Genomic DNA, 24,144 nt, shown 5'->3' on the forward strand with positions numbered 1-24,144 from the left:
GTATTCTCCCAGGAAATTTGGCTCATGACCGATAAAATCCCCCACGCCCCAGCTGAAAACGACGAGCAACCAAGAAATGCGCTTGATCGTTTTGTTATAAAGTTCAGTAATCTCGTTAGCTGGTTGTTTATTTTTACTGTATTGATTTCATTTTATGAAGTTGTGATGCGTTACGCATTCGATGCCCCGACCACATGGGTACATGAAACAGCTTCTTTCATCGGTGGTTCTTTATTCATTATTGGTGGTATCTACGCGTTTGCTGCGAATAAGCATGTACGTGTGGTTCTTATCTACGATTCAGTGTCTAACCAAGCACGCAAATATCTTAATCTTGTTCACCACATTGTTGGTTTGGCCTTTGCTGGCATGCTGGCTTACGCGGCTTACTTCACTGCGGAAGAAGCGTGGTTTGCACCATGGGGTGAATTCCGCCTTGAAACATCAGGTTCAGTGTTAAACGCGCCTTATCCTGCGTTGCTGAAAGGCCTGATTTTTGTCGTTTTGTGTGTTCTTGTTGTCCAGTTTGTATTGCACCTAATCCAAGAGTTGATGGGTCTAAGGAAGAATGACGATGTTTGATTTATCTTCTATTGGTATCGCATGGGGCAGTTTGCTCATGCTGGTTATGATGATTGGTTTGCTACTGACCGGTATGCAGCTAGCGTTCGTAACAGGCTTTGTCGCGATTTTCTTCACTCTGTGTTGGTTTGGTCCTGATGCCTTACCTTTGATCGCAAGCCGTACCTACAGCTTTGCTTCTGGTTATGTTTTCCTTGCCGTTCCCATGTTCGTATTGATGGCCGCTTTACTAGACCGTTCGGGTATCGCGCGTGATCTGTTTGATGCAATGAAATCTGTCGGCCGTAAGGTTCGTGGCGGTGTTGCGGTACAAACCTTATTGGTAGCTGTGTTACTGGCTTCGATGTCAGGTGTTATCGGTGGTGAAACGGTACTACTGGGTATTCTTGCTCTGCCTCAAATGCTTCGTTTAGGTTACGACCGTAAGCTTGCTATCGGTACAACCTGTGCGGGTGGCGCACTTGGTACCATGCTTCCGCCAAGTATCGTACTGATCATCTACGGTATGACAGCCAGCGTATCGATCGGCGACTTGTTCAAAGCTTCTTTCCTACCTGCGTTTATTCTTGCGGGCTGTTACATCGGCTACGTATTGATTCGCTGTAAGCTCAACCCTTCTCTTGCGCCAATTCCAAGTGATGACGAGACAGAAGAAGACATCGCCAATCAGCCAAGCTACTTCAAAGCTCTGTTCTTCCCATTGCTTTCTGTCGCAACGGTTTTGGGCAGTATCTACACAGGTATCGCATCAGTAACAGAAGCGTCTGCTTTGGGTGTAGTTGGCATCATGATCAGTGCACTAATCCGTGGTGAGCTGAACTACAACATGCTGAAAGAGAGTGCCATCGCAACCATGCGTACTTGCGGCATGATCATGTGGATTGGTATCGGTGCAAGCGCATTGGTTGGTATCTACAACCTGATGGGCGGCATTGATTTTGTTGAAGAAACCATCCTTGCGCTCAGTGGCGGTAACGCGACAGTAACGCTATTAATCATGATGGCTATTTTGTTGGTACTAGGCATGTTCCTTGACTGGGTAGGTGTAGCACTTCTAACAATGCCAATCTTCGTTCCAATCATCACTGGCCTTGGTTTTGACCCAGTATGGTTCGGCGTTGTGTTCTGCCTAAACATGCAGGTGTCGTTCTTGTCACCGCCGTTTGGTCCTGCGGCATTCTACTTGAAATCAGTAGCACCAAAAGACATCAGCTTAGGTGAGATTTTCTCTTCATTACTGCCGTTTATTGCACTTCAAGTATTGGTTCTGGCATTGGTTATTATCTTCCCTCAGCTCGCGCTTTGGTGGCAATAACAGCAAAGGTTCCTGAGTGAGTATAACGTTCAGGAACCTATCAACAGCAACACAAGTTTAACTATTAGATTCGATTGTCAGCCCCTGTTTTGGTGGGGCTTAGGGAAGGCTTGCCTTATGAAAAGCAAAAAAATACTAGTGATGGGCGTATCTGGATGCGGAAAAAGCCTGATTGGTAGCCGTATCGCGCAGGCTTTAGAATTTCAATTCTTTGATGGCGATGACTTCCATCCACAAAGCAATGTAGAAAAAATGCGTCAAGGTATTCCGCTGACTGACGAAGATCGTCAAGGATGGCTAGAAACACTGAATAAGCAATATATCGAACAACCAAGTGCTGTGATCGCATGCTCTGCATTGAAACCTCAATACCGCGAGATTCTGCGCGAGAACAATGAAGACTTAGTGATTATATACCTTCAGGGCAGTTTCGATACGATTTGGAATCGCCATAAAGCTCGTGAAAACCATTACTTTAATGGTCAAGAAATGTTGAAAAGCCAATTCGCAACCTTGGTTGAACCTGAGCTAGATGAAGCGCTATTTGTCGATATATCGCAAGATGTTGAGCAAGTCGTAGAAAGTGCACTCAAACAAATTAAGCAGATAGGTTAAACCATGACTCAGATAAAAAATGACATCGCGATGATTGGTTTAGGCGTGATGGGCATAAGCCTTGCGCTCAACCTACTGGATAACGGCTTTAACGTTGCTGGCTTTGACTTGAATACAGACAACATTGATCGCGCCAGTTCAGAAGCCAAGCTGCTGAATGAATCGTTTACTGGTAAAGGTCAGTTCACACAAGGGACTAGCCTTGAACATGTGCTGCAAGGGCTCGCGAAGCCGCGTGTAATCGCTTTGTCGGTTCCTGCTGGAAAACCTGTCGATATCGTCGTGAATAGCTTGCTTGATGCTGGCTTAGAAAATGACGACATTGTTATCGATACGGGTAACAGCCTTTGGACAGATACCGAGGCGCGTGAAGTGAATTACAAAGGCAAACTGCGCTTCTTTAGCACCGCCGTTTCTGGTGGTGAAGAAGGCGCTCGTGTTGGCCCTGCGCTCATGGCCAGTGGCGACCAATCAGCTTGGCAGTATGTAAAGCCGATGTGGGAAGCGATTGCTGCTAAAGTGGATACGAATGGACTACCGGTTGCTCAGTTTGAAGCGGGTGAAGCGTGCGCGGCGTATGTTGGTCCTTCTGGTACAGGGCACTATGTGAAAATGGTACACAATGGTATTGAATATGCCGACATGCAGCTTATTTGCGAAGTGTACCAGTTCATGCGTGATGTGCTTGAAATGCCAGCTCAAGAGATTGGACAAGTCTTTGAACAATGGAACAACGGTGTACTTAATAGTTACCTGATGGAAATCAGTGCCGATATTCTTCAACAAGAAGATGTTGTAACGGGTAAGCCGTTCGTTGAGGTTGTGCTTGATAAAGCAGGGCAGAAAGGCACGGGTTTGTGGACAGCAGTTAACAGCCTGCAAGAAGGTTGTCCAACGCCAACCATTGCACAGGCGGTTTATGCACGTGCGATGAGCGGTCAAAAATCACAACGTATTCAAGGTAGTCAGCTTCTAAAAGGCAGTATTGCTGATGCCAGTCAGCTGGATAAAACAGAGGCTATTTCTGAGCTTCACGATGCTCTATATTGCGCCAAGTTGTCTGTTTACGCGCAAGGTTTTGATTTACTGAAAACAGCGTCAGACAAAGAGGGATGGAATCTCGATTTCACTCAAATAGCTAAGATTTGGCGAGCTGGTTGTATTATTCGTGCCGCTTTCTTGCAAAGTATCACATCGGCTTACCAACAAAATAGTGAGCTAGCGAACCTGTTGTTTGATGAGGCTTTCATCAAACAAGTGGAAGAGCGCGAGCTTGCTTGGCGCATCGCGGTAGCGAACTCAGCTCTGTATGGTGTGCCGATGCCGGGAATCAGCTCTGCTCTGAGTTACTTCGACTCATTACGTTGTGAGGTGTTGCCTGCAAATCTGCTGCAAGCGCAACGTGACTATTTTGGTTCTCATACTTATTCGCGAGTCGATAGAGATGAAGCTGAAAAGTTTCACGTGACTTGGAGTCAGTCTCCAAGAACTGAAGTAAAAGTGAACGCTTAAACAATCAATAACGCCCTCAACAAGAGGGCGTTTGTAATTATGACGCTGTATCAACATTTTACTAAATTAGGCTTCAAATTCCACGTCAGTCGGATACACTGTTACCAGTAACATAACTCAAAAATAATAATTACTAATTATGTCGAATAAGAAAAAACGTCCCACATTACAAGATGTTGCCAACCTAGTTGGTGTCACCAAAATGACCGTCAGTCGCTGTCTAAGAGACTCTTCACAGGTATCAGAAGCACTGCGAGATAAGATCAGCGCTGCAGTCGACGAGTTAGGTTACATCCCTAATCGTGCGCCAGACATTCTTTCTAACGCAAAAAGCAATGCTATCGGTGTTCTTGTTCCCTCGTTAACTAACCAAGTTTTCGCCGAAGTTATCCGTGGCATTGAACAAGTCACCGCGCCTGCAGGCTACCAAACCATGATTGCCCACTATGGCTATAGCGCAGAACTGGAAGAGCGAAGCATCGCTTCACTGCTTTCTTACAACGTTGACGCGATTATCCTGTCAGAAAATGTGCACACAGATAGAGCGCGTAAAATGCTGCAGACTGTTTCTATCCCTGTGATTGAAATTATGGATTCGGTGTCTCCCCGTATTGAACAAGCAGTGGGCTTTGATAACTTTGAAGCGGCTAGAGCGATGACTAAAACCATGCTCGATCGAGGGCGTACCAATATCGCTTATTTGGCTGCTCGAATGGATGAACGTACTCGCTTGAAAATGGCGGGATATGAGCATGCGATGCAAGAAGCCGATAAAACGCCAGTAACGCTGCAAACGGAAGACGCGTCCTCGTTTACTTTAGGCGCAAAACTGATTGGTGAGTTACTTGATAAGCACCCTGAAGTGAATGGTATTTTCTGTACCAACGATGATTTAGCGATTGGTGCTTTTTACGAATGCGTACGACGTGGTATTCAAGTTCCCGAGAAGATGGCGATTGCGGGTTTCCACGGACACGACATCACAGTGGCGATGACGCCGCGTTTAGCGACTGTAGTAACACCAAGGGAGCAGATCGGTAAAGTCGCTGCACAGCAAGTTGTAGCGCGTCTACAAGGCAACAAAGAATGGGTGGCGAAGCTGGATCTCGGTTACGAGATTGAAGTGGGTGAGAGTATCTAATTTTACATGTCAGCTTTGATCTTCATCGGGCTCAAACTAAAACGCCCTTAACGAGACGAACTTCGCTAAGGGCGTTTTTTATTTATCTGGCAAAAGATGTATGTAGTAACAGACTTAACCCGCTAAAGCTTGAGCATCTTGTTGCTTCAACACTTTGTGGCCATCTTCAGTGACGCCACGCTTCCAATAACTGCTAATGTAGATGTTCTCTTTCGCGACTTCTTTTTCGTTTCGGAAGTATTGTCTCAGCTCGCGCATGCTTTCAAATTCACACGCTGTCCAAATCGAAACCTGACCGTCTAACCATTCTAAATTGCGAACCGTTTGTGAAAGTGTTTCTTCAGTTTCATCTTCAATTAACCAAGTGACTTTTATACCTTGAGGTGCTTCAAGCGTTTGTTTATCTGCTGCTGAATTGATCTGGATGACGGCGTGCCCTACGGCGTGCTCTGGAAGCGATTTTACTTTTGCAGAAAGCGCAGGTAGGGATGTCATATCTGCAACTAAGAAGAACCAGTCTGACTCTAGGTTAAGTCCTTGAATTAAACCTGGGCCAGCCACTGAAACTGTGTCACCCACTTTCGCGTTCATTGCCCACCTTGCTGCAAAACCACACTGTAAATCTGTGGTGATGTGGCGAACGAAATCAACCTCAATCCAGTTTTCTACAGGGTTGTACTGACGAATGGTGTAAGTGCGCATGGTTGGGCGCTCACCATCATTCAGTTGGCTTAAATCGGTTGTGCCCAATGGCGAGAATAAAAGCTTGATGTAGCCGCCGGCACATTCGGTTGGATACTTACTTAATCCTTCACCGCTAAGCGTTATACGCTGCATGTTCGGTGTAATGGTTGAGGTTTGAGTAACAGTTAATGTGATAGGGCTAGGCTTGCTCATATAAGGCTCTCTTAGATTTTGATTCCGACATCATAATCCTGAACTAAAAAACACTCAATACTAATAGTTATCATTTACTTTGATTTACACAGAGCAACGTAATTTGAATCACCTATCTATTTACCCTGGCATCCATACCGACAAAAAAGCCCTTTAGAAAACTAAAGGGCTTGAAGCGTTAGCGCTATTTAACGTGAGCAGAATTAGCTGTTTGCTTGCTCTAGTTCAATCGTCTCATCTGCGGCTTTCGCTGCGTCTAGCATCTTACGAATAATGAACGATGCTGCCATTGCGATACCCACCATTACAACCGCTAGAACAGTCAGCATTTGGAAGTAATCACCGTAAACCGTTTGAACGATCTCTTGTGTGATCTCTTGGCCTTTCTCAAGTGCAATAGACGTTGAGAATACGGCACCAACAATACCTGACATTGCGATTGCTACAGAGAATAAGCTTACTGAGAAGTTCTCGATGTGCTTAGGTGCAACAGACAGAATGAAGGCTACAACCATAGAACCAACAATAACTTCACCAAATGCTAGGAAGAAGTGGATTGCTAAGAACACTTCAGGGCGAATCAGAATATCTTCACCTACGGTCGTTACTGCCATCGTTAAGATACCGAAAGCGATCGCCGTCAGAATGAAAGAGAAACCTACTTTGGTTGCGGTAGAGAAGTGAATGTTTTTCTTTTCTAGCTTAGAGAAGATACCCGTAATAATAGGGCCTGCAACCATACACCAAAGTGGGTTCATTGCCATTGAAGCTTCTGGGGCTACAGGGATGAAGCCCAGTAGATCGCCACGCATTGTGTTGATCGCTACCATTGTCATCGACGTCATCATTTGGCCGTAGTACACGAAGAAGCATGTCGTCAGGAATGTGATGATTAAGATAGTACCCATTTTCAGCATGTCTGATTTCTTCGATTTCATCATCAAAGAGACAAAGTAGATGATTGCTGCCGCGCCGATCGCGTAAACGATGTTCTGGCCAATATCCATGTTAGAAAACATGAAGAATACCAAGCCAATCATTGCAGCAGAAAGACCGAGGAACGCAGCCCAGTTTTTCGTGCTAACTGGTTGTTGATCGATTTCAGCACTTGCTTCAACAAGGCCTTTGCGAACAAAGAGCATCATCAGAAGTGCAGCACCGGCTAGAACACCTGAAAGAAGGAAGCCACCGTGGAAACCGACAACTAGCACTAGCATTGGGAACAAGTATTGACCTAATAGAGCACCAATATTGTTTACTGAGTAGTTGATTGGGTAGCAATTTTCGAAATCTTCTTGAGTTTTGAACGTGCGTTTGTAAAGACTTGGGTAAGAAGGGGACATCAAACCACGCGCATAACTCGCTAAAGCAATACCACATAAAGCCATTGGAACATTAGTCGCTGCGGCACCGAGTACCAGTAGACCATAACCACTTGCGAATCCGAGAAAGGCAATGGTCAATGATCGGTATGCGCCTAAAAATTTGTCGGCGATGAAACCGCCTGCGATAGCAAATAGCGGCCCGATTGCAGAGAAAGCACCAACAACCATCATGGTGTCGGCTTCGTTGTAGTTCAGATCTTCAAGGAAGAAACGAGTCAAGATCACCATGACGCCATAGAACGAAAGTCCGAACATCATCTGGCAGAACATCATTGATTTGTTTAATCTATTTCACATTATTTTATTCTCACATTTGTGTTGATATGTAGTGTAATTACCCAATTATAATATCATTAATAGCAATACATAAAATGAAACATTTGCTGTGTTCGTTACTTTGCTCTCTATATCTTTTCTTATCGGGCGATTCATTTTTCTCATGCGTTAAATATGCAATATTAGATTTTGCTAGTGGATGGTTGTGTAAATGTCGGTCAGATTTATTTGTTGCTAATCCGCGAGCCAAGAAAGGAAAGTTACGGGTGGTAATCTTGTAAAATATTCAAGTGAGTATCACTTTCAATTAGCTGTTGGATTTTAGCCAATAAAAAAGCCAGCTTGGTGGCTGGCTCTGTTTGGGTATCGAAAACGACGTTTACGAGAATGCTGTCTCTACAGCGGCTTTCTCGACTCGTGTTTTATACCAATCGTAGTAAATAGCTGGTCATCCTAGCTTGTTAAAACGCTCAATAACTGCGTTAGAAATTTTGATTGTAGAATAACTACTTATCGAAACTTCTTATCGAGAAGAGCCGCCTTGTTCTTGAGCCTTTTTCCTGCGCTATTTATGATCACTTACTTACTGTGATTGGTATTCGCGGTTATTCACAAGGAGGAGCCATGTGGATCACGGCCAAGCCACCTAAGGACGTTTCACGGTACTTCTTGTTCATGTCTTTACCTGTTTGGTACATGGTTGCGATAACTTTGTCTAACGAGATAAGACACTTGCTGGTACGTTTCAGCGCCATACGTGATGCGTTGATGGCTTTCATTGCGCCCATTGCATTGCGCTCGATACATGGCACTTGAACAAGCCCACCGATTGGATCACATGTCATACCTAGTGAGTGTTCCATAGCGATTTCAGCTGCGATGCAGATTTGTTCGTTGCTACCACCGCGTAGGGCGGTTAAGCCTGCTGCAGCCATTGATGAAGATACGCCAACTTCGCCCTGACAACCCACTTCTGCACCAGAAATCGAAGCGTTGGTTTTGTACAAGATGCCAATAGCGCCAGAGACTGCTAAAAAGTCTTTCAACTGCTTGGTGTCTAGCTCTTTGATGAAGCGGTGGTAGTACATTAGTACCGCAGGGATAACGCCAGCCGCTCCGTTAGTTGGCGATGTTACGACTTGTCCACCCGCAGCGTTTTCTTCACTAACAGCAAAGGCAAATAGGTTAATCCAATCCATGATCTCCATTGGATCGTTTTCAATCGAAGCATTGGCCTCAAGCTTTTTCAAAAGAGCAGGGGCTCGACGCGTCACTTCTAGACCGCCATCAAGGATGCCTTCGGTGTCGAAGCCTCGCTGCATGCACAGAGACATCACCTTCCAGATTTGGTCGGCTTTCTGGTCAATCGCATCCATACCTTGGAAAGACACTTCATTACGCAGGATTAAGCCTCCAAGGCTAAGTCCTTGTTGCTCTGATAATTCAAGTAGCTGGTCAGCAGAAGTAAAAGGGAACTCAACTTGCGTTTTCGCTTCTTGCTTGCCATTTTGTAGCTCATCAGCGGTTGCGATAAAGCCACCACCAATTGAGTAATATGTTTCCATCTCTAAAAGACTACCGCTTGCGTCAAAAGCAGAGATGGTCATGCCATTTTCATGCAGCGGAAGGTTGGTTTTATGGAACAGCAAGTCGCTTTCTACGTCGAAGTGAATTTCATGGTTACCGCTAACCAGTAGAGACTTATCTTCAATTGCTTTACGCATTGCTTTGTTAGCACTGGTAATTTTAATGGTGTCGGGGCGGTTGCCGAGTAAACCTAATAAGGTTGCTCTGTCTGTATGGTGACCAATACCCGTTAATGATAACGAGCCGTATAAGTCGATTTGAATACGCTCTACTTGTGTAAGCTGAGCATCAATTTTTTGGGTAAAGTTAAACCCAGCGATCATTGGTCCATTTGTGTGGGAGCTGGACGGTCCAACCCCAATTTTGTAGATATCAAAAATAGACAGCATAGTAACTTCCTGTGAAGACGGTTCGATGAACGAACTCTGTGTAAAATTTGTATTTCGTTAGTTCCACTTCTGTGAGTGAACCTGTTCTTTGGGTGAAGCAGTTCTTTGGCTGAAACAGTTATTCGATTGAGCTGGCTCTTTGCTTTAAAGGTCTCTTTTATTGAAACTCGTGTTGAGCAAGCATAGAGCGATGAAATACAAGAGCGTGCTATGTTTGCTTTAAAGCGACACGTCTATTCTTGTATGACCCGAGATGTTGCTATCAATAGTGAGCATTATTGAGAGCAACATGTAAGAATTTCAAAATACTTTTGTTAATAAGTATTGTATACATAATTCACTCCATCTAATCACTAAAACGAGACTTGAACATAAAATGAGCATTATTCACCTCCTTATTGTGCTAGGTAAGCGACTTAATGAGAATAAATTGACTAATGAAGGAATCAGTCGAGTTGATGCTTTAGTTGAGTATCTGTCGGGGCCTTTGGTTGAAGAGTCGAACCAGCAAACGGCTGTGGCGTTCTGTGGTGGGGTGACACAAGGCCAAACCGTTTCTGAAGCCGATATGATGCACAAGTATTTTCGAGAGCTTGAAAATCAACGTGAGTATCCGTTTCCCATAGGGGCGGTTTTACTTGAGCAGCATTCGACAAATACGGTTGAGAACATTCAAAACTTGGCCTCAGAGATGATTGAAAGTGGGCTGTTTACACGCGGGCAGAGTGTGACGGTGACGTTCGTTTCTAATGACTACCACATACAACGTATCTTCGAGATTCAATCACTGATGGACGAGCAAGGTTTGCTTAAGGTTTTGGTCGAGAAGTGCTCTGCACTTGGGGTGGAACTACAAATAGATCCTCAGCTAGAGGCTCATGTCGCGGTGCCATACCCTCATCAAACAGAGCAAGGGCAATTGTTTCTGTTAATGGATGCTCTGACGACCTACCGAGTCTATCTTGAAGGTGTCTCTGTGGGTGCATTTAAGAAGGATTTGGATTCAGTACGACGAGAGCCAGAAAGGTTGTCTTTGGAAGCCTTGTTAGCGGCAAAGGAGTTAGTTGGGCGTTCATCTCATTTTGATATCGTAGAAAGCTTGCTTCCAGTGTTGGAGACCTGCATCCAAAATACCCCAGTCGGAATCGACATAGGAAAAGTTAGGGAGTACCTAGCATTGCTCGATACTAACCTGACTTTATTGAATCGTTATTTAGATCCAGAATCAGATCACACACATCGCTGGTGGAGATAGCGAAAACACCAATATTAGTAATACAGCTAGGTAGCCAAAAGGTGCTTTGTGTATGAAGGTGATGTGTGTACAAAGTTGATGTGTATAGTAAGGTAAACCGACCGCTCGATAGCGAACAGTTTACCTAATGTCATGTCATTTGACAGGGTGGCATTAGTGAAGGGTCAACGTCGTGTATAGGTGTTACGTCAACAGTTCACGATGTCGCAGCTTAGCTTTCTTCTTTTTGCTCATGGTTGTTGCGGTAGTATTCCCACTGTTCGATACGTTCACCGTCATCAAATACACAATAAGTAGTGCGTTGATTGTTTTCAGTTACGGTGTCTAATTCACCATCTTGTTGAACACAATAAACCGCAGCTGGGTTAGCCACTGAAACACGTTGGCCTTCGCTATATTCTGCATAGTCGTTTGCACAACCGCCCAACACAACGGCAAATACAGCCATCAAACCAATTTTCTTCATGTTTATCTCCTACGTGATAACTCTATAATCGAATGCGTTAAGTTCTACAGAACCAGATTAGAAGCTCTATGAAACTAGTATATTTTAGATTTCAGAAAAGGTTGTTCTAATTTGGTCAAGATATTGAAATAGGTTGATATTTCGCTATTTTTAACGGATTTTTGAGTGTTTGATTATGCTGGCATAGCTGGTGCTCTAACAGGAACGGCCTCCGTCAATAAGGTGCTACTTGATGGTTGTTTTGACTCGATAGCCGTGGGCGAACAGCGATCAAAAGCAGAGGGTATGTGTTCTAGTGGGGGACGGAGAACGTCGAATCTATTGATGATTATGATATGATGCCGCCAAATTCAGTAGAGCAGTCAGAATCATGAGACACCTAAAAACCACTATTCACCCTGATATCGATCACCTAGACAATAAGACGGTATATAAGCGCAATGCTGCACGTGCGATTGTGTTAGATGGCGAAGACATTTTGATGCTTTATACAGAGCGTTATCACGACTACACCATTCCTGGTGGTGGTTTGGATGACGGTGAGGATGTGATCGCAGGTATGGTCCGTGAGCTTGAAGAAGAAACGGGTGCGAAGAACATTCACAGTATTAAACCGTTCGGTATTTTTGAAGAGTTTCGTCCTTGGTATAAAGATGACGCGGATATAATGCACATGATTTCTTACTGCTACTCATGCAAGATTGATCGTGAGCTTGGCGAAACAGCTTACGAAGACTACGAAGTGAAAAACGGGATGAAACCGGTGTGGATGAATATCCATGAAGCGATCGCTCACAACGAAAAGACCATGGTTGAGAACCCTAAAAAAGGCATGAGCATTGAACGTGAAACCTTTTTGCTGCATCTAATCGCAAAGGAAATGCTGTAACCCTTTTGATAAATCAAAACTGTTTAAAAGTAGAATGTTTTAAACAGTTTTGTTCACCATGAACCAACAATAATTCCTCCCTCCTTTAGTTGAGCTAACCCATCGTAATTTGAGTTTTAAGCAAAACGCCTCCAGTCCGTAAACAACCTATCCGTTTCCAACCAGCATAGAACGTTTCTTTATCTAACAGACTTTCAAGTTGACTAACCTCTCATCAAATTGATTCTTATTTTGAAGAAAAGACCGTTTCATTCTGACTGTAATTTCAATGTAGAAAAATAAGTCTTATTTTTCAATGTTATACGGTGATTTTGAAACGATCGGAAACTTGGCTTCTCTTTTGCTTCTTTGTATTAAGCAGCTCGCTTTATCGGCACCAACATAATAAACAAAGATGCGAATAGTTTGTTTCAGAGTTAACTGAGACGCTTCTTTAACTTGCCGTTCAGAGTTCACACACTTTTCAAGGAAATCGCTCATGCGAAGAAGAAGTCGAGGTTTACTATGAAATACAAGCAAGTTATTTATCTTATGACGGCCGTTGCCAGTGCCCCTGTCTATGCAACGACCGTAGATTTGGACTTTTCAAATCATGTAGAGGCGACGAACGGCAGCAGTTCCTGGGCTGGGCCAACCTATGATGGATCTTCGATGCACTTCCTCAACGTTGGTACACATGATGGAAAAACAATAGATGCCAAAGTGTCTAGTAGTGTGTTCGGTGATGCGACATTTTTGTTTCATGCTCCTAACTACAAAGTTGGTGCAACACAACCCTCAGGAGATATTGGTTTTCTCTATCAAACTAACTCTGCGGGCTCTGCAGGTCTAACCTATACCTTTGAATTTTATGATGGTACGGATGGACTCTCAGGTACGTTCTCAGTGCCTTATACACTTCCCGAATTTGACATGATTGGCTATGACATTGATGGCGAACCCGTGCAGTCGGAGCAAGTAAGAGTGTTTAAAAGTGAAGGTTTCTACAGTTATCAACTTGGTAGTGCTAGCGCGAGTTTGACGGCGGAAGAGAGTGCCGATGGAACGTCGGTTCTATTCACCGGGCCAGGTACGAACTATTCGGAAACCGACACTTCCGGTGCTGTAAAATTCACCTACAAGAATACCTCGATTGTAACTCTACAATTTGAAACGGTTACGAGCAGTAGCAGTAGTTTCCCCAACCCGATTTTCTCGGCATTTGACGGTAACTGGGACTTATCTGGATTTACTACGCCAATAGAAAGTTCAGATGAATCTGATTTTGGTGACGCTCCTGATAGTTATGGAACGTTGCAGGCGAGTAACGGTGCTGAGCATGCGATATCTTCCACACTGTACTTAGGTGCTAGTGTTGATGCCGATACAGATGGCCAACCTGGCACATCATCCAACGGCGATGATTTGGACGTTGGCGGAAATGATGATGACGGGATTGCACTGTTGACGAACCTTGAAGTCGGCTTAGACAGTTTAATTAATGTCAACATTGTGGGGAGTGGTTATCTGCAAGCTTGGGCTGACTGGGATATGAATGGATCTTTTGAGGATGACGAGCAGATATTAAAAAATCATTCTGTTGTAGATGGAAGCCAAGTCGTCCCTATTCGAGTGGGTGATGATGCTGTCGTTGGGAGCGTATAAACTCGATTCCGTTTAGCGAGTAGCCCTAACATTCCGAGTGACGGTTATGTTGGTGATGGTGAAGTTGAGGACTACGTGTTTAACGTTACGGATCCTGGCACAACGGTTCAACATTCGAATTACTATACAGCGGCCTTCGAAGATAATTGGCCAGAAGTTGGTGACTTCGACTTAAATGACGTTGTGGTTTACTACCGCACCACCATTTTAAGTAAAGAGGACGCAGTGCTTCGAATGGATATTACGGGAACCATAATGGCCTACGGTGCTTCTTATGGTAATGGACTGGGATGGAAGCTTGATGGCTTCGATGAGTCAGATGTCGATCTTCAAACGGCTCGAGTGCAAAAGAATGGCGCGACTCGGGTAAATATTTCGCCGTTTACGGGTGAAGACAAAAGAGTTGCATCGCCAGGAGGAGACCTCGTTGTTGTCGCGTCGTTGAACCTAAAAAATGATCTGCCGATTAACGGTGAGTGTATGTTCCACCGCACTAACCCTTCTTGTAGTCCGACTTTAGAAGCTGACCAAATGACGTTCAGTATTTCTCTGCCGTTTGCTTCTGGAAACGAGCCCACAGCGAGTTCACTGATGCCATTAAGTGGCTTCGACCCATTCATCTTTGGTGCGGGAGCGGGTTATTACCATGGTGACAGTTTCTCTACATCGCCAGGGAAAGACTTAGAAATCCATACTGCGGACTTCCCACCAACGTCGCGTGGCACGTTAGTGAGTGATTTCTATGGTATTGCACAAGATGATTCAGACCCGTCTAGTGATAAATATTACCGAACGACACAAAACATGCCTTGGGGTATCTTAATTTCATCACCTTGGAATCATCCATCAGAATACATTGATGTTAGTGAGGTGTACCCCGAATTTGCTGAGTGGGCTACATCAGGCGGTGCTTCAAAACCAACGTGGTACCAAAACCCTAACGCCAACAAAACTTGGTCAACGGAAGATTAATCAGGAGGATTTATGAAAACAATCAAACTAATTTTGAGTGGTGTAGGCTTTGTATTCCTTTCAGCTTGTGGCGGCGGAGGTGGAGGTGATAGTACCGCTTCATCTCCAAGTGCTGTCGCTCCTCCGAGCAATACTACGGCTCCGGTCCCCGTCACTCCTCCGAGTAATTCGACCGTTGGTAGCAATAACGTGGTGACACCTGCTCCAGTAGTGATACCGCAGTCTATTAAATCATCTGAGTTATCTATACCGGAAGGTTTTGATTTTTCTACGGAGAGAGAAGTGTCTGTAAACGTTGACGTAGCAAGCTCGCAAAGTTCTCGAGGTTTTATGAGTATTTATACAGAATTCAATGGTGATGTTGTCGATTACACCTCACAAGTGCTGAGGAGCCCAATCAATCAAGATATTGAGTTCTCTACAACTCTCCTTTTACCCAATCATGTTGATAAAGTGTGGGTTGAAGTCTGGTATCCGTCGGCAATGGGAAGCGAAGTGAAACTCCTTGTAAACATTGAGGACGATAATGTAGACGTGATTCTTTAATCTTTATCTGCTACCAAACAACGTTACCGCTATTTCGGCGGTAACGTTGTTTTAGGTGCTTTTGTTGTGAATTTTTCTAACATCGAGACCTGAGATAACCTGTATAAAATGAATGGAGTGATATTATCAATCTGGTGTTTTAGGTGTATCTTTACTTAAGTGACGCTCGTTTCTAGCTTTACGAAATCACCAAAACTCGGTGAGCCTGCCCTAAATAAAGAAGACTATGAATAAAAGACAGTTTGTTGCCCACTATTTGCGCATGAATCGCACCTCGTACTTACTGGCGATTGTGTTCATTTTTCTCGTTAACTGGTTACAGGTAGAGATCCCTCGTTATATCCAACTTGCCATCGATCTTATTGAGGATGCTTCAACAACGGGCCATCAGCAGCTTCAAACCTATGTTTGGATCGTGGTCGGCATGTCGGTTGCCATGGTGGTGGTGAGAATTCTGTCTCGTATCTATGCGCTTAATCCGGGGCGAATTACAGAAGCAGCACTAAAGAGTACACTTCTACAAAAGCTGAATCGCTTACCGAGCAGCTTTCATGAACGCTTTGCATCTGGTCGGCTCATTTCAATCATGAATAATGACCTTAGCGGCATCCGACTGATGTTTGGTGTGGGGTTTCTTCAGTTCTTCAACGCGTTACTCGCGCTATCGCTGACACCTCTTTATATGTGGCGTATATCGCCAGAACTCACACTGTATTCGATTATTCCTATCTCAATCGCTTTTGTGATTTTTCGGGTGGGCTTCAAGCGTATGAAAACGCTGCATTTAGAGCACATGAAACGTCTGCAAAACTTGTCTGCTCAGCTAATGAGTTACCTGTCTGGGATTGATTTGATTAAGAGCCAGCAGATGTCACCTTGGGTGAAAGCTGAAACTGAAAAGCTGAATCAGTTATTACTTGAATGCCGCCTTAAAATTACACGTATTCAAGTCTTCTTTATGCCAGTACTCGACTACGCCAATGACCTGATGAAAATCATCATTCTTGGGCTCGGTGGCTACATGTTAATGAGACAGGAACTCACACTTGGTGAGATTACTGCCTTTCTGACTTACTCGGTTTTGCTCGCAATGCCATTGATGCAGCTTGGCAGAATCGCGACCATTTATCAGCGTGGCATGGTCGGCATTCAAAGTGTACAAACCATTCTTAATGCAAAAATTCCAGACCTTGATGAAGATAAGCTCACTGAGTTAGATGTTGAATCTCTGAAGGGAAAAACGTTTTCTATTCGCAACCTCAGCTTCAGCTATTCAGGTGAAGAGCGTCTGATTCTCGATGACATCAGCTTTGACATTCCAGCAGGTAAGAAAGTGGGTGTGCTAGGCGGAATCGGAGCGGGTAAAACGACATTAGTGAATTGCTTGAACCATCACTTGGATGTACCAGAAGATTCAGTTTTCCTAGGCGAAAGAGATGTCACTAGCTTCTCACGCAGTGATTTGCGCCGTTACGTGAAAACCGTGACGCAAGACCCTTATCTGTTTTCTGCAACCGTCGAAGACAATATCCGCTTCGGTAGCTTAGATACTGACTTGGCAAAGAGTCAGGTTGATGAGGTTTTAGAACTGAGTCAGTTAGCCAAGGACGTTACACGTTTTGAGCATGGCGACCAAACCTTAGTCGGTGAGAAAGGGATCATGTTGTCGGGTGGTCAGAAACAGCGCTTGAGCATTGCTCGATCTTTATTGCAACCCACCGACCTGATCATCATGGACAACGTTCTATCGGCTGTCGACTATGAAACAGAACGTAAGATTTTAGAGGGCTTGTTTAAGCGCTTGGAAAATCAATCGGTACTTGTGGTTTCACACCGTGTTAATGCCCTTGAATATATGGATGAAATTATCGTGTTGAACGAAGGTAAGGTGATTGCGAAGGGCGACCACGCGACGTTATTGAAAACGTGCGATTACTATTACGATACATGGCAGTTACAGCAGAATGAAACGGAGGCAGCAGCATGTTAAAAGGTGTTGATCTCAAGTACCTCAAGCACTTTTTTAAGTTTGCTAAGAAATACAAAGGCTCTGCGATTCTGGGCATCGCTATGCTTCCTCTTTCTGTCATCACGAGCTTGTTGTTCCCTTGGCTGATCATTCAAGTGATCGATGTTCACCTGAGTCATGGGGATATGGATGGTCTGCTCGAATACGTCTTCTATCTCGTTGCCGTGCTGGTGGCGAGCTATGTGGTGGATACCACCTATTCGTACAACCTGCGTAAAACCGGGCAATACACGATAACTGACATGCGCTCAGTGTTGTTTGCTCGTGTGCTCAAACTACCACGCAGCTATTTTGATAACACACCGATTGGCGTAACGCTTTCACGATTAACCAGTGATTTGGAAACCATTGGCGAGACGTTTGTTCAGTCGGTTGTGGGGCTAGTTAAAGACAGTATCAACACCATTGCTCTGTTGGTGATGATGTTCTTCATTGATTGGCAGTTAACGATGATTGTATTGATCATTATGCCGCCGGTGATGTATTTGACGGTGTATGTGAGAAACCGACTTCGTGAACTGTACAAGGTGACTCGTTCTTCGCTCGCTCGCGGTATTGGCTTTTTACAAGAAGTCTTATTTGGTATGAAAACCGTTCAGATGTACCGAGCGGAAGAGCAAGTAGAACAGCGTTACCAAGGCTATACCGATGAGTTTTTAAGAGCGCAGAAGAAGATCAATAAATACGATGCGATTTTGTTCTCGTTTATCTCTGGCATCACCTCTATCACCATCGCGATTATGATCTGGTATGGCTCTGAGCAAGTGATAGAAGGGGCACTCACGTTGGGTGTGCTAATTGCGTTCATCAACACCTTAGAGAAAGTGTTTGTTCCGATCCGTGACTTTACTTCGCAGATTGCTTCGATTCAGAGTTCATTTGCAGCGTTTGACCATATTGAAGAGCTGTTTGTTGAGCCGACTGAAGAGGAAGGACGCAACCTGCTGCCATCTAACAAGGTTGAAAAACAGCTCGAACAATTTGTGAGTCTAGAGTTCAAGAACGTGAGCTTCCGTTACAAAGACGACTCTCCCTATGTTCTAAAGAATGTCTCGTTTGTATTGGAGAAAGGGCATCAAATCGCCCTTGTGGGTTCGACGGGTTCGGGTAAGTCGACGATTCTGCGTCTAATCTCTAAAACCTACCAAGACTATGAAGGCAGCATTTTGTTGAATGGATTAGAGCTGTCTCAGATCTCAAGCGAAGACTCTGCTCATTTGTTCTCAATGATGATGCAAGACGTGCACTTATTTGAAGAGACCATCCAATTCAATATCGCGCTGGGTAAAACGCATCTATCTAGAACTGAGGTTGAACAGGCTGCGCGCTATGTTTATGCCGATAAGTTTATTGAACAATTGCCACAAGGTTATGACTTCCACTTGGAAAAGAACGGATCCAACTTGTCTGTAGGGCAAACGCAGCTTATCTCGTTCGCTAGAGCGGTTGCACAGGGTGGTCAATTGATGATGCTTGATGAGGCGACCAGTTCGGTAGATTCAATCACCGAAGACCTAATTCAAAAAGCAATGCAGCGCCTTTTCAAGGAAAAAACCGTGATTGCGATTGCACACCGTTTGAGTACCGTTCGTCACTCAGATACGATTTTGGTGTTGGAAAAGGGTGAAATTGTTGAGCAAGGTAATCATCGACAGCTAATAGCACACAATGGAATTTATGCAGGATTGTTGGAAGAGTCCGTGGTTGGAGGAATCGATTGTAGAAGTGAGTGACTATCGAGCTATAAATAACTATTAACTAATACGAATAAGCCAAACTTGTCGACTTCCTAGCTTGTATGACTATTACAAGATACAGTTAGCCTAAAGATGAAACATATAAGGAATGTATAATGCTTCGAATCTTATTGATTGCAGTTATCTCGGTGTTCAGCACGATGAGTTTTGCAAGCGAAGAGGTTGAGTACTCAGAATTGGACTATTTAGATCGACCGTTGATGGAACGCTATATCTTGGATGAATTGAAGCAGCTAAGAATGGACCAACAAGATCTTGAAAGACGTTTGACTATTCAGATGACCGACCGTGAGCTCGCTGTGGCGGACAAATCGCTGAATTACGCCAACGTGACTGTAACCTATTTTTTCTACATTATTGCGGGTGTCGCTTCACTTATCGCATTAGTTGGGTGGCAATCGCTTAAAGAACTCAAGCACACAACCAAAGAGATGGCTGACCAGCGATTGAATTCTATCGCTCAAGAGTACGAGAAGAAGTTTAACGTTCTTGAAAGGGATCTAAAGCGTAAGACTCGAATTATCTCAGAGAACAACCGAGAAATTGAAATCATCAATGAAATACACAACTTATGGTTGAGAGCGCAAAATGCTCAAACCGCCGAGCAAAAAATTGAAATTTACGATGAGATCTTAAAAGTCCGCCCTGGTGATTTAGAGGCGCTCACTTATAAAGCTGATGCCGCAATGGACATGCAGGAATACCATTGGGCAATGAGCTTATGTAACCGTGTATTGGAAGTGGATGATCAAAATGCTCACGCCTTGTACCAACGAGCTTGTTCGTATGCAAGATTAGGTGCTGAAGGTCAGGCAATCGACGACTTAGAGCGCTCTATCGAAGCCAGTGGCTCAATGCGAGAGTTGCTAGCTGAAGAGCCAGATTTTGAGATGCTACGCGGCTTAGATCGTTTTGAAGCGCTTTGTGAAGAGTAATTATTTAATGGCATGGTGAGCTTCGTACGCTTACTATGCTTTTAATCATTTTTACGGAACGGTTTCTTACATTTCGTTTATTTTATTGAATTAATTGTTATGTTATAACATTTGAAAAGTTCATTGTGATAACCGTTGAGTATTTTTATGAAGTTCCTCCGCACTGGCCTGATAGTGACTGCTATCAGCGCATTTTCACTTGCTTTATATCTTTCTCTTTCTCCTGAACCACCAGAAGACATCGCTATCAAAATTACACCTTACCAAGGTGTGGTTTCGGCTGATGAGAAGCCATCGAGTTCAGACGTTGAGTCAAGTTCTCTGGTAAGAGTTCATTATTTTGTCAAAGTTGGGGATACACTCAGTAATGTATTTACCTCTTGGAAACTCCCTTACGGAACGGCTCAAAAGATACTTGAGGCCGATCTAGAATCACTGAAACTGGACACGATCAAGCCTGGTGATCATCTAGAGTTGTTGTTGGATAGTGACTCTAAGCAGCTAGTCGAATTGATTTACCATGAGAGCTTGGTTGAGCAGGCTGTTTACACAGAAAATGATGACGGTAGTTTTAGTTATCAGTTCATCGAGACTCCTGGGGAATGGAAAGAAAAGCTGTACGCAGGTGCGGTGCAGGGTAGTTTTTCCACGTCAGCTTACAAGGCCGGTTTAACCAGTGCCCAGATAGCCAATATCACACGAACGCTGAAAGATAAAATTAACTTCTCCAAAGATCTCAGAGCTGGCGACAGCTTTAATGTTTTGGTTAAAGAGCAATACATGGAAGATCACTTAACGGGTAAGACTGAAGTGCAAGGGGTCTCTATCAAGCTACGAAATAGGGAAGTGGCGGCTTTTCTTGCTGCGGATGGACGTTTCTATGACCGAGAAGGGAATAGCCTTGAGCAAGCTTTCAATCGATACCCAATAGACAAACAATTCCGAAGAATCACTTCATCATTCAACCCATTCCGAAAGCATCCTGTGACTGGACGTGTATCGCCGCATAATGGTACTGATTTCGCCACACCTGTGGGTTCACCCGTTTATTCAACGGGAGACGGTAGGGTTGTGGCACTTCGTGACCATCCATACGCAGGGAAATACATAGTGATAGAACATAACAGTGTTTACAAAACTCGTTATCTGCATTTGAGTCGATTCTTGGTTAAGAAAGGGCAACAGATTAAGCGTGGGCAGGAAATTGCGTTGTCGGGTGCAACAGGCCGTTTAACAGGGCCTCACTTACATTTTGAAGTGTTGGTACGTGGAAGGGCGGTCGACGCGATGAAGGCTGACCTGCCTTTGGCAAGCTCTATATTACCGAAAGACAAGGGGGCGTTCCTCGCTCGAATTGCCTCTTTTGATGAGATCATCTCTGAGCAAGAAGGCAGAACGAGTTAAATTCACTTCAGCCACGGCTTATCCTTATTCCAACCTTCTGGTGATAAACAAACCGAAGGTTGGAATAAGCATTTATTGAATCAAATAATTTCAGATTCGATTAAGCGACGACAACCGCCGTGCCGCTCGCTGATACCATCAACATGCCATTACCTGTTCCTAAGACTTCATAATCGATATCGACACCAACCACTGCGTTTGCACCCGCTTCAATCGCCTTCTGCTCCAGCTCTTTGAATGCGTAGTTACGTGCTTTCTCCAGTTCCTTTTCATAGGTGCCAGAACGTCCACCGACGAAGTCGCGAATACCTGAAAACATATCCTTGAATACGTTAACCCCTAGGATGGCTTCTCCGGCGATAACCCCTTTATAGTCGACAATGCGTTTGCCTTCAACAGATTGAGTGGTGGTAATAATCATAATGGCCTCTGTAAGTTAGATAAGTTGTTACTAGATGATTGGTTACTAGATGAGTTGTTACTAGTTGATTAGTTATTTGATGATTAGTTACTTGCTGAGTTTTGTCTCTGAGCGAGTGAATTCATGCCTCAACCATGTTCTCAGTTTTAGCACACTTTCTTGTTTTAATTTGTTTTTTGGACAAACGAAATAGAAATCTTGATGGGGGTTAGCCACTGGCTCACTAATTTCGACCAACATGCCATGGCTGATGTCATCTTTCACAAACAAGCGGTGAGTGACTAATACACCAAGCGAACGAATGGCAGCCTGTACGGCTTGAATCGAGACATCGAACGTCAAGTTACTGTGGAACGTCGGCATGGGTGTTTGGTAATGATCGCACCACACTTGCCAGTCATGCTGTCTTCTTGGGTTGAAGACACCAATGGTTGGGTTTTGTTTCACCAGTTGTTCAACGCTTAATCCCATTTGGTTTTTCAATAGTGCTGGGCTGCACACCAATACCAGATCATCGTCACCGAGCTTTTCGCTGTAATATCGGTCCCACTCGCTCGGTTTACCGTGCACCAGCGCGATGTCCACACCTTCTTGTTCTATGTCGAAAGTGCCCGTTAGCGTGGATATACGAATATCAAGAGAGGGGGCAAAGCTTTGGAATTCCGAGACTCGCGGGATCCACCAGTGCATGGCGAGTGAGTTCACCATGTTGAGGGTGATGCGGTGGTCGTTAGGCGTTTTGGCGAGTTCTTCTGTGGCTTCTATTACTTGTTCCAGTGCGGGTGCGACTTTTCGATAATATCGCTTACCTGCGGCATTTAGAACAACACGACGACCCACACGTTGGAACAGCGGCTTATTGACCAGTTGCTCTAATGATTTTATCGCTTGGCTTACCGCTGAATGACTGACGTACAACACGCGAGCGGCTTCGGTCATGCTGCCTGTTTCGGCGACAGCAATGAAAGCATAAACGGATTTAAGTGGAACGAGCTTCTTCATTGGTAAGTTTTCCTTACAGTTGTGGTTAATATTACTCGCTATTTTTCATCACGTCACGCCTCTAAAATAACGGTCATAGGAGGTGATAATTATGTCTGATATTACCAAGGCGACGGCTTTCATGTTGTTGTCGACGTTCAGTTTGTCTTTAAGTGGCTTAATGGCCAAGTATCTATCGGTATCAATGCCCGTTTCATTTTTGAGTTTCGTGCGTTTTTTGTTACCCAGTCTGTTTTTATTCTTATTTTTGATGTTTTACAAAATCACGAAACCTTCACTCGATATGTGGAAACCTTTAGTGATGCGTGCGATTTTTATGGTGGCATGCCAGTGGTGTTTTCTTACGTCTTTGCAAACGCTAACGCTGGTTGAAGGTGTGGTGTTGTTTAGTACAGGCCCTCTGTTTATTCCTTTGTTAGAAAAATTAATGTTTGGAACCAAGATTCATACAACCACAGTGATTTGTTTAGTTGTCACCTTTGTCGGCGTAGTGATGATGGCTGGGGATTGGTCTCAGTTTGAATTTGGCTCAGAGTTCTTTAGGCCAGCGTTGTTGCTAGGATTATTGGCGGGTGTGTTTAATTCGGGGTCACAAGTGAGTTTGTATCGAGCGTCCAAGACTAGCCTGACACCCGCAGAGCTAAACGCGTGGACGTTCTTGGTCGCGGCAATCATTGTGATACCAATGGTTGTGTTTACTTCAGTATCTGCGGCTCCAGATGGGTTTGAGAGTGCTGCGGACAATGGAACCTTATCGAGTTTGCTATCTTTTGCAGGTTTACGCTGGATTGCGCTTGGTGCTTTTGGGTTGGCGTTATTTACCATTAATACGCAAATTTTCCGCTCGAAAGCGTACAAGTTGGCAGACAGCGGTTCTCAGTTGGCACCGCTAATTTTTACTAACATGCTATTCAGTGCGTTATGGCAGAGCTTGTTCTTTGATGATGTGTTTTCAACTCAGCAGTTAATCGGCATCAATTTGATCGTCGTGGCGAGCATAACCAATACTCTATTGGCTAAAAGACACAGTAAAGCAAAAGCTAAGCAAACACCTCGAGCCGCTGTGGCTGTCGTGACTGTAGCAGATGCTGCGGTGTTGGACTCTGCCGTTAAAAGCTAAACATT

General features: G+C 44.3%; 19 protein-coding genes and 1 pseudogene. 14 read left to right on the forward strand and 6 right to left on the reverse strand.

From position 1 onward, the window contains the following. Positions 1–24 precede the first annotated feature (24 nt). From ACED28_RS14755 to gntR, 5 genes are all read left to right on the forward strand, one after another. Entirely contained in the window at positions 25–582 is a 558-nt protein-coding gene (locus ACED28_RS14755) for a TRAP transporter small permease subunit (RefSeq protein ID WP_004730132.1), read from the forward strand. After that, positions 575–1,897, forward strand: coding sequence for a TRAP transporter large permease subunit (locus ACED28_RS14760; RefSeq protein WP_012600364.1), 1,323 nt, complete (start codon positions 575–577; stop codon positions 1,895–1,897). The genes ACED28_RS14755 and ACED28_RS14760 overlap by 8 nt, the downstream gene beginning before the upstream one ends. Before the next feature lie 117 nt (positions 1,898–2,014). After that, a complete protein-coding gene (locus tag ACED28_RS14765; RefSeq protein WP_371710156.1) occupies positions 2,015–2,512 on the forward strand; it encodes a gluconokinase in 498 nt (165 codons plus the stop codon). A gap of 3 nt (positions 2,513–2,515) precedes the next feature. Beyond that, positions 2,516–4,024, forward strand: a complete 1,509-nt coding sequence (gene gndA, locus ACED28_RS14770) for an NADP-dependent phosphogluconate dehydrogenase (protein WP_371710157.1) — start codon at positions 2,516–2,518, stop codon at positions 4,022–4,024. A gap of 139 nt (positions 4,025–4,163) precedes the next feature. Next, positions 4,164–5,165, forward strand: a complete 1,002-nt coding sequence (gene gntR, locus ACED28_RS14775; protein ID WP_371710158.1) for a gluconate operon transcriptional repressor GntR — start codon at positions 4,164–4,166, stop codon at positions 5,163–5,165. Positions 5,166–5,279: 114 nt separating this feature from the next. Here gntR and ACED28_RS14780 read toward each other — a convergent pair whose 3' ends face one another. From ACED28_RS14780 to ACED28_RS14790, 3 genes are all read right to left on the reverse strand, one after another. Beyond that, a complete protein-coding gene (locus tag ACED28_RS14780) occupies positions 5,280–6,062 on the reverse strand; it encodes a siderophore-interacting protein (protein ID WP_371710159.1) in 783 nt (260 codons plus the stop codon). Between the two features lie 203 nt (positions 6,063–6,265). Next, positions 6,266–7,720, reverse strand: a complete 1,455-nt coding sequence (locus tag ACED28_RS14785) for a peptide MFS transporter (RefSeq protein ID WP_371710160.1) — start codon at positions 7,718–7,720, stop codon at positions 6,266–6,268. 608 nt (positions 7,721–8,328) lie between these two features. After that, the gene (locus ACED28_RS14790) at positions 8,329–9,699 is read right to left on the reverse strand and encodes an L-serine ammonia-lyase (protein ID WP_017100653.1); all 1,371 of its coding nucleotides are present in this window, start codon (positions 9,697–9,699) and stop codon (positions 8,329–8,331) included. A gap of 376 nt (positions 9,700–10,075) precedes the next feature. Between ACED28_RS14790 and ACED28_RS14795 the strand changes: the two genes are divergently transcribed. Next, positions 10,076–10,954: a YdcF family protein gene (locus ACED28_RS14795; RefSeq protein ID WP_371710161.1), complete on the forward strand. Its 879-nt coding sequence runs from the start codon at positions 10,076–10,078 to the stop codon at positions 10,952–10,954. Positions 10,955–11,165: 211 nt separating this feature from the next. Here ACED28_RS14795 and ACED28_RS14800 read toward each other — a convergent pair whose 3' ends face one another. Continuing rightward, complete coding sequence (locus ACED28_RS14800) at positions 11,166–11,420, reverse strand: DUF333 domain-containing protein (RefSeq protein WP_009845615.1); 255 nt, start codon at positions 11,418–11,420, stop codon at positions 11,166–11,168. Between the two features lie 370 nt (positions 11,421–11,790). Here ACED28_RS14800 and ACED28_RS14805 point away from each other — a divergent pair, with 370 nt between their 5' ends. From ACED28_RS14805 to ACED28_RS14835, 7 genes and pseudogenes are all read left to right on the forward strand, one after another. Continuing rightward, positions 11,791–12,309: an NUDIX hydrolase gene (locus ACED28_RS14805; RefSeq protein ID WP_371710162.1), complete on the forward strand. Its 519-nt coding sequence runs from the start codon at positions 11,791–11,793 to the stop codon at positions 12,307–12,309. A gap of 504 nt (positions 12,310–12,813) precedes the next feature. After that, a pseudogene (locus ACED28_RS14810) lies at positions 12,814–14,925 on the forward strand (LruC domain-containing protein). A 12-nt stretch (positions 14,926–14,937) separates the two neighbouring features. Beyond that, positions 14,938–15,471: a hypothetical protein gene (locus tag ACED28_RS14815; protein ID WP_017098380.1), complete on the forward strand. Its 534-nt coding sequence runs from the start codon at positions 14,938–14,940 to the stop codon at positions 15,469–15,471. Positions 15,472–15,697: 226 nt separating this feature from the next. Then, positions 15,698–17,461 carry an ABC transporter ATP-binding protein gene (locus ACED28_RS14820; protein WP_371710163.1) on the forward strand — a complete coding sequence of 588 codons (1,764 nt, stop codon included), beginning with the start codon at positions 15,698–15,700 and terminating at the stop codon, positions 17,459–17,461. Next, positions 17,455–19,233, forward strand: a complete 1,779-nt coding sequence (locus ACED28_RS14825; protein ID WP_371710164.1) for an ABC transporter ATP-binding protein — start codon at positions 17,455–17,457, stop codon at positions 19,231–19,233. Before ACED28_RS14820 ends, ACED28_RS14825 begins: the two co-directional genes overlap by 7 nt. Positions 19,234–19,352: 119 nt before the next feature. Further along, positions 19,353–20,192, forward strand: a complete 840-nt coding sequence (locus tag ACED28_RS14830; protein WP_009845608.1) for a tetratricopeptide repeat protein — start codon at positions 19,353–19,355, stop codon at positions 20,190–20,192. Between the two features lie 147 nt (positions 20,193–20,339). Next, a complete protein-coding gene (locus tag ACED28_RS14835; RefSeq protein ID WP_017098377.1) occupies positions 20,340–21,596 on the forward strand; it encodes a peptidoglycan DD-metalloendopeptidase family protein in 1,257 nt (418 codons plus the stop codon). A 100-nt stretch (positions 21,597–21,696) separates the two neighbouring features. Here ACED28_RS14835 and ACED28_RS14840 read toward each other — a convergent pair whose 3' ends face one another. Together ACED28_RS14840 and ACED28_RS14845 are read right to left on the reverse strand one after the other, a co-directional pair. After that, on the reverse strand, positions 21,697–22,017 hold the full coding sequence (locus ACED28_RS14840; protein WP_004730185.1) for a heavy metal-binding domain-containing protein: 321 nt from the start codon (positions 22,015–22,017) through the stop codon (positions 21,697–21,699). Between the two features lie 87 nt (positions 22,018–22,104). Further along, positions 22,105–23,019 (reverse strand): LysR substrate-binding domain-containing protein, encoded by a 915-nt coding sequence (locus ACED28_RS14845; protein WP_371710165.1) that lies wholly within the window; start codon positions 23,017–23,019, stop codon positions 22,105–22,107. Between the two features lie 91 nt (positions 23,020–23,110). Between ACED28_RS14845 and ACED28_RS14850 the strand changes: the two genes are divergently transcribed. Beyond that, a complete protein-coding gene (locus tag ACED28_RS14850) occupies positions 23,111–24,139 on the forward strand; it encodes a DMT family transporter (RefSeq protein WP_371710166.1) in 1,029 nt (342 codons plus the stop codon). The last annotated feature ends 5 nt before the right edge of the window (positions 24,140–24,144 follow it).

This window comes from Vibrio sp. 1F253, assembly GCF_041439295.1.
Taxonomy (GTDB): domain Bacteria; phylum Pseudomonadota; class Gammaproteobacteria; order Enterobacterales; family Vibrionaceae; genus Vibrio; species Vibrio tasmaniensis_A.

Excerpts from the sequence above, each read along its gene's own strand:
- ACED28_RS14755 (WP_004730132.1), top strand. The coding sequence starts at position 25 with ATGACCGATAAAATCCCCCACGCCCCAGCTGAAAACGACGAGCAACCA.
- ACED28_RS14760 (WP_012600364.1), top strand. The coding sequence starts at position 575 with ATGTTTGATTTATCTTCTATTGGTATCGCATGGGGCAGTTTGCTCATG.
- ACED28_RS14765 (WP_371710156.1), top strand. The coding sequence starts at position 2,015 with ATGAAAAGCAAAAAAATACTAGTGATGGGCGTATCTGGATGCGGAAAA.
- gndA (WP_371710157.1), top strand. The coding sequence starts at position 2,516 with ATGACTCAGATAAAAAATGACATCGCGATGATTGGTTTAGGCGTGATG.
- gntR (WP_371710158.1), top strand. The coding sequence starts at position 4,164 with ATGTCGAATAAGAAAAAACGTCCCACATTACAAGATGTTGCCAACCTA.
- ACED28_RS14780 (WP_371710159.1), bottom strand. The coding sequence starts at position 6,062 with ATGAGCAAGCCTAGCCCTATCACATTAACTGTTACTCAAACCTCAACC.
- ACED28_RS14785 (WP_371710160.1), bottom strand. The coding sequence starts at position 7,720 with ATGATGTTCTGCCAGATGATGTTCGGACTTTCGTTCTATGGCGTCATG.
- ACED28_RS14790 (WP_017100653.1), bottom strand. The coding sequence starts at position 9,699 with ATGCTGTCTATTTTTGATATCTACAAAATTGGGGTTGGACCGTCCAGC.
- ACED28_RS14795 (WP_371710161.1), top strand. The coding sequence starts at position 10,076 with ATGAGCATTATTCACCTCCTTATTGTGCTAGGTAAGCGACTTAATGAG.
- ACED28_RS14800 (WP_009845615.1), bottom strand. The coding sequence starts at position 11,420 with ATGAAGAAAATTGGTTTGATGGCTGTATTTGCCGTTGTGTTGGGCGGT.
- ACED28_RS14805 (WP_371710162.1), top strand. The coding sequence starts at position 11,791 with ATGAGACACCTAAAAACCACTATTCACCCTGATATCGATCACCTAGAC.
- ACED28_RS14815 (WP_017098380.1), top strand. The coding sequence starts at position 14,938 with ATGAAAACAATCAAACTAATTTTGAGTGGTGTAGGCTTTGTATTCCTT.
- ACED28_RS14820 (WP_371710163.1), top strand. The coding sequence starts at position 15,698 with ATGAATAAAAGACAGTTTGTTGCCCACTATTTGCGCATGAATCGCACC.
- ACED28_RS14825 (WP_371710164.1), top strand. The coding sequence starts at position 17,455 with ATGTTAAAAGGTGTTGATCTCAAGTACCTCAAGCACTTTTTTAAGTTT.
- ACED28_RS14830 (WP_009845608.1), top strand. The coding sequence starts at position 19,353 with ATGCTTCGAATCTTATTGATTGCAGTTATCTCGGTGTTCAGCACGATG.
- ACED28_RS14835 (WP_017098377.1), top strand. The coding sequence starts at position 20,340 with ATGAAGTTCCTCCGCACTGGCCTGATAGTGACTGCTATCAGCGCATTT.
- ACED28_RS14840 (WP_004730185.1), bottom strand. The coding sequence starts at position 22,017 with ATGATTATTACCACCACTCAATCTGTTGAAGGCAAACGCATTGTCGAC.
- ACED28_RS14845 (WP_371710165.1), bottom strand. The coding sequence starts at position 23,019 with ATGAAGAAGCTCGTTCCACTTAAATCCGTTTATGCTTTCATTGCTGTC.
- ACED28_RS14850 (WP_371710166.1), top strand. The coding sequence starts at position 23,111 with ATGTCTGATATTACCAAGGCGACGGCTTTCATGTTGTTGTCGACGTTC.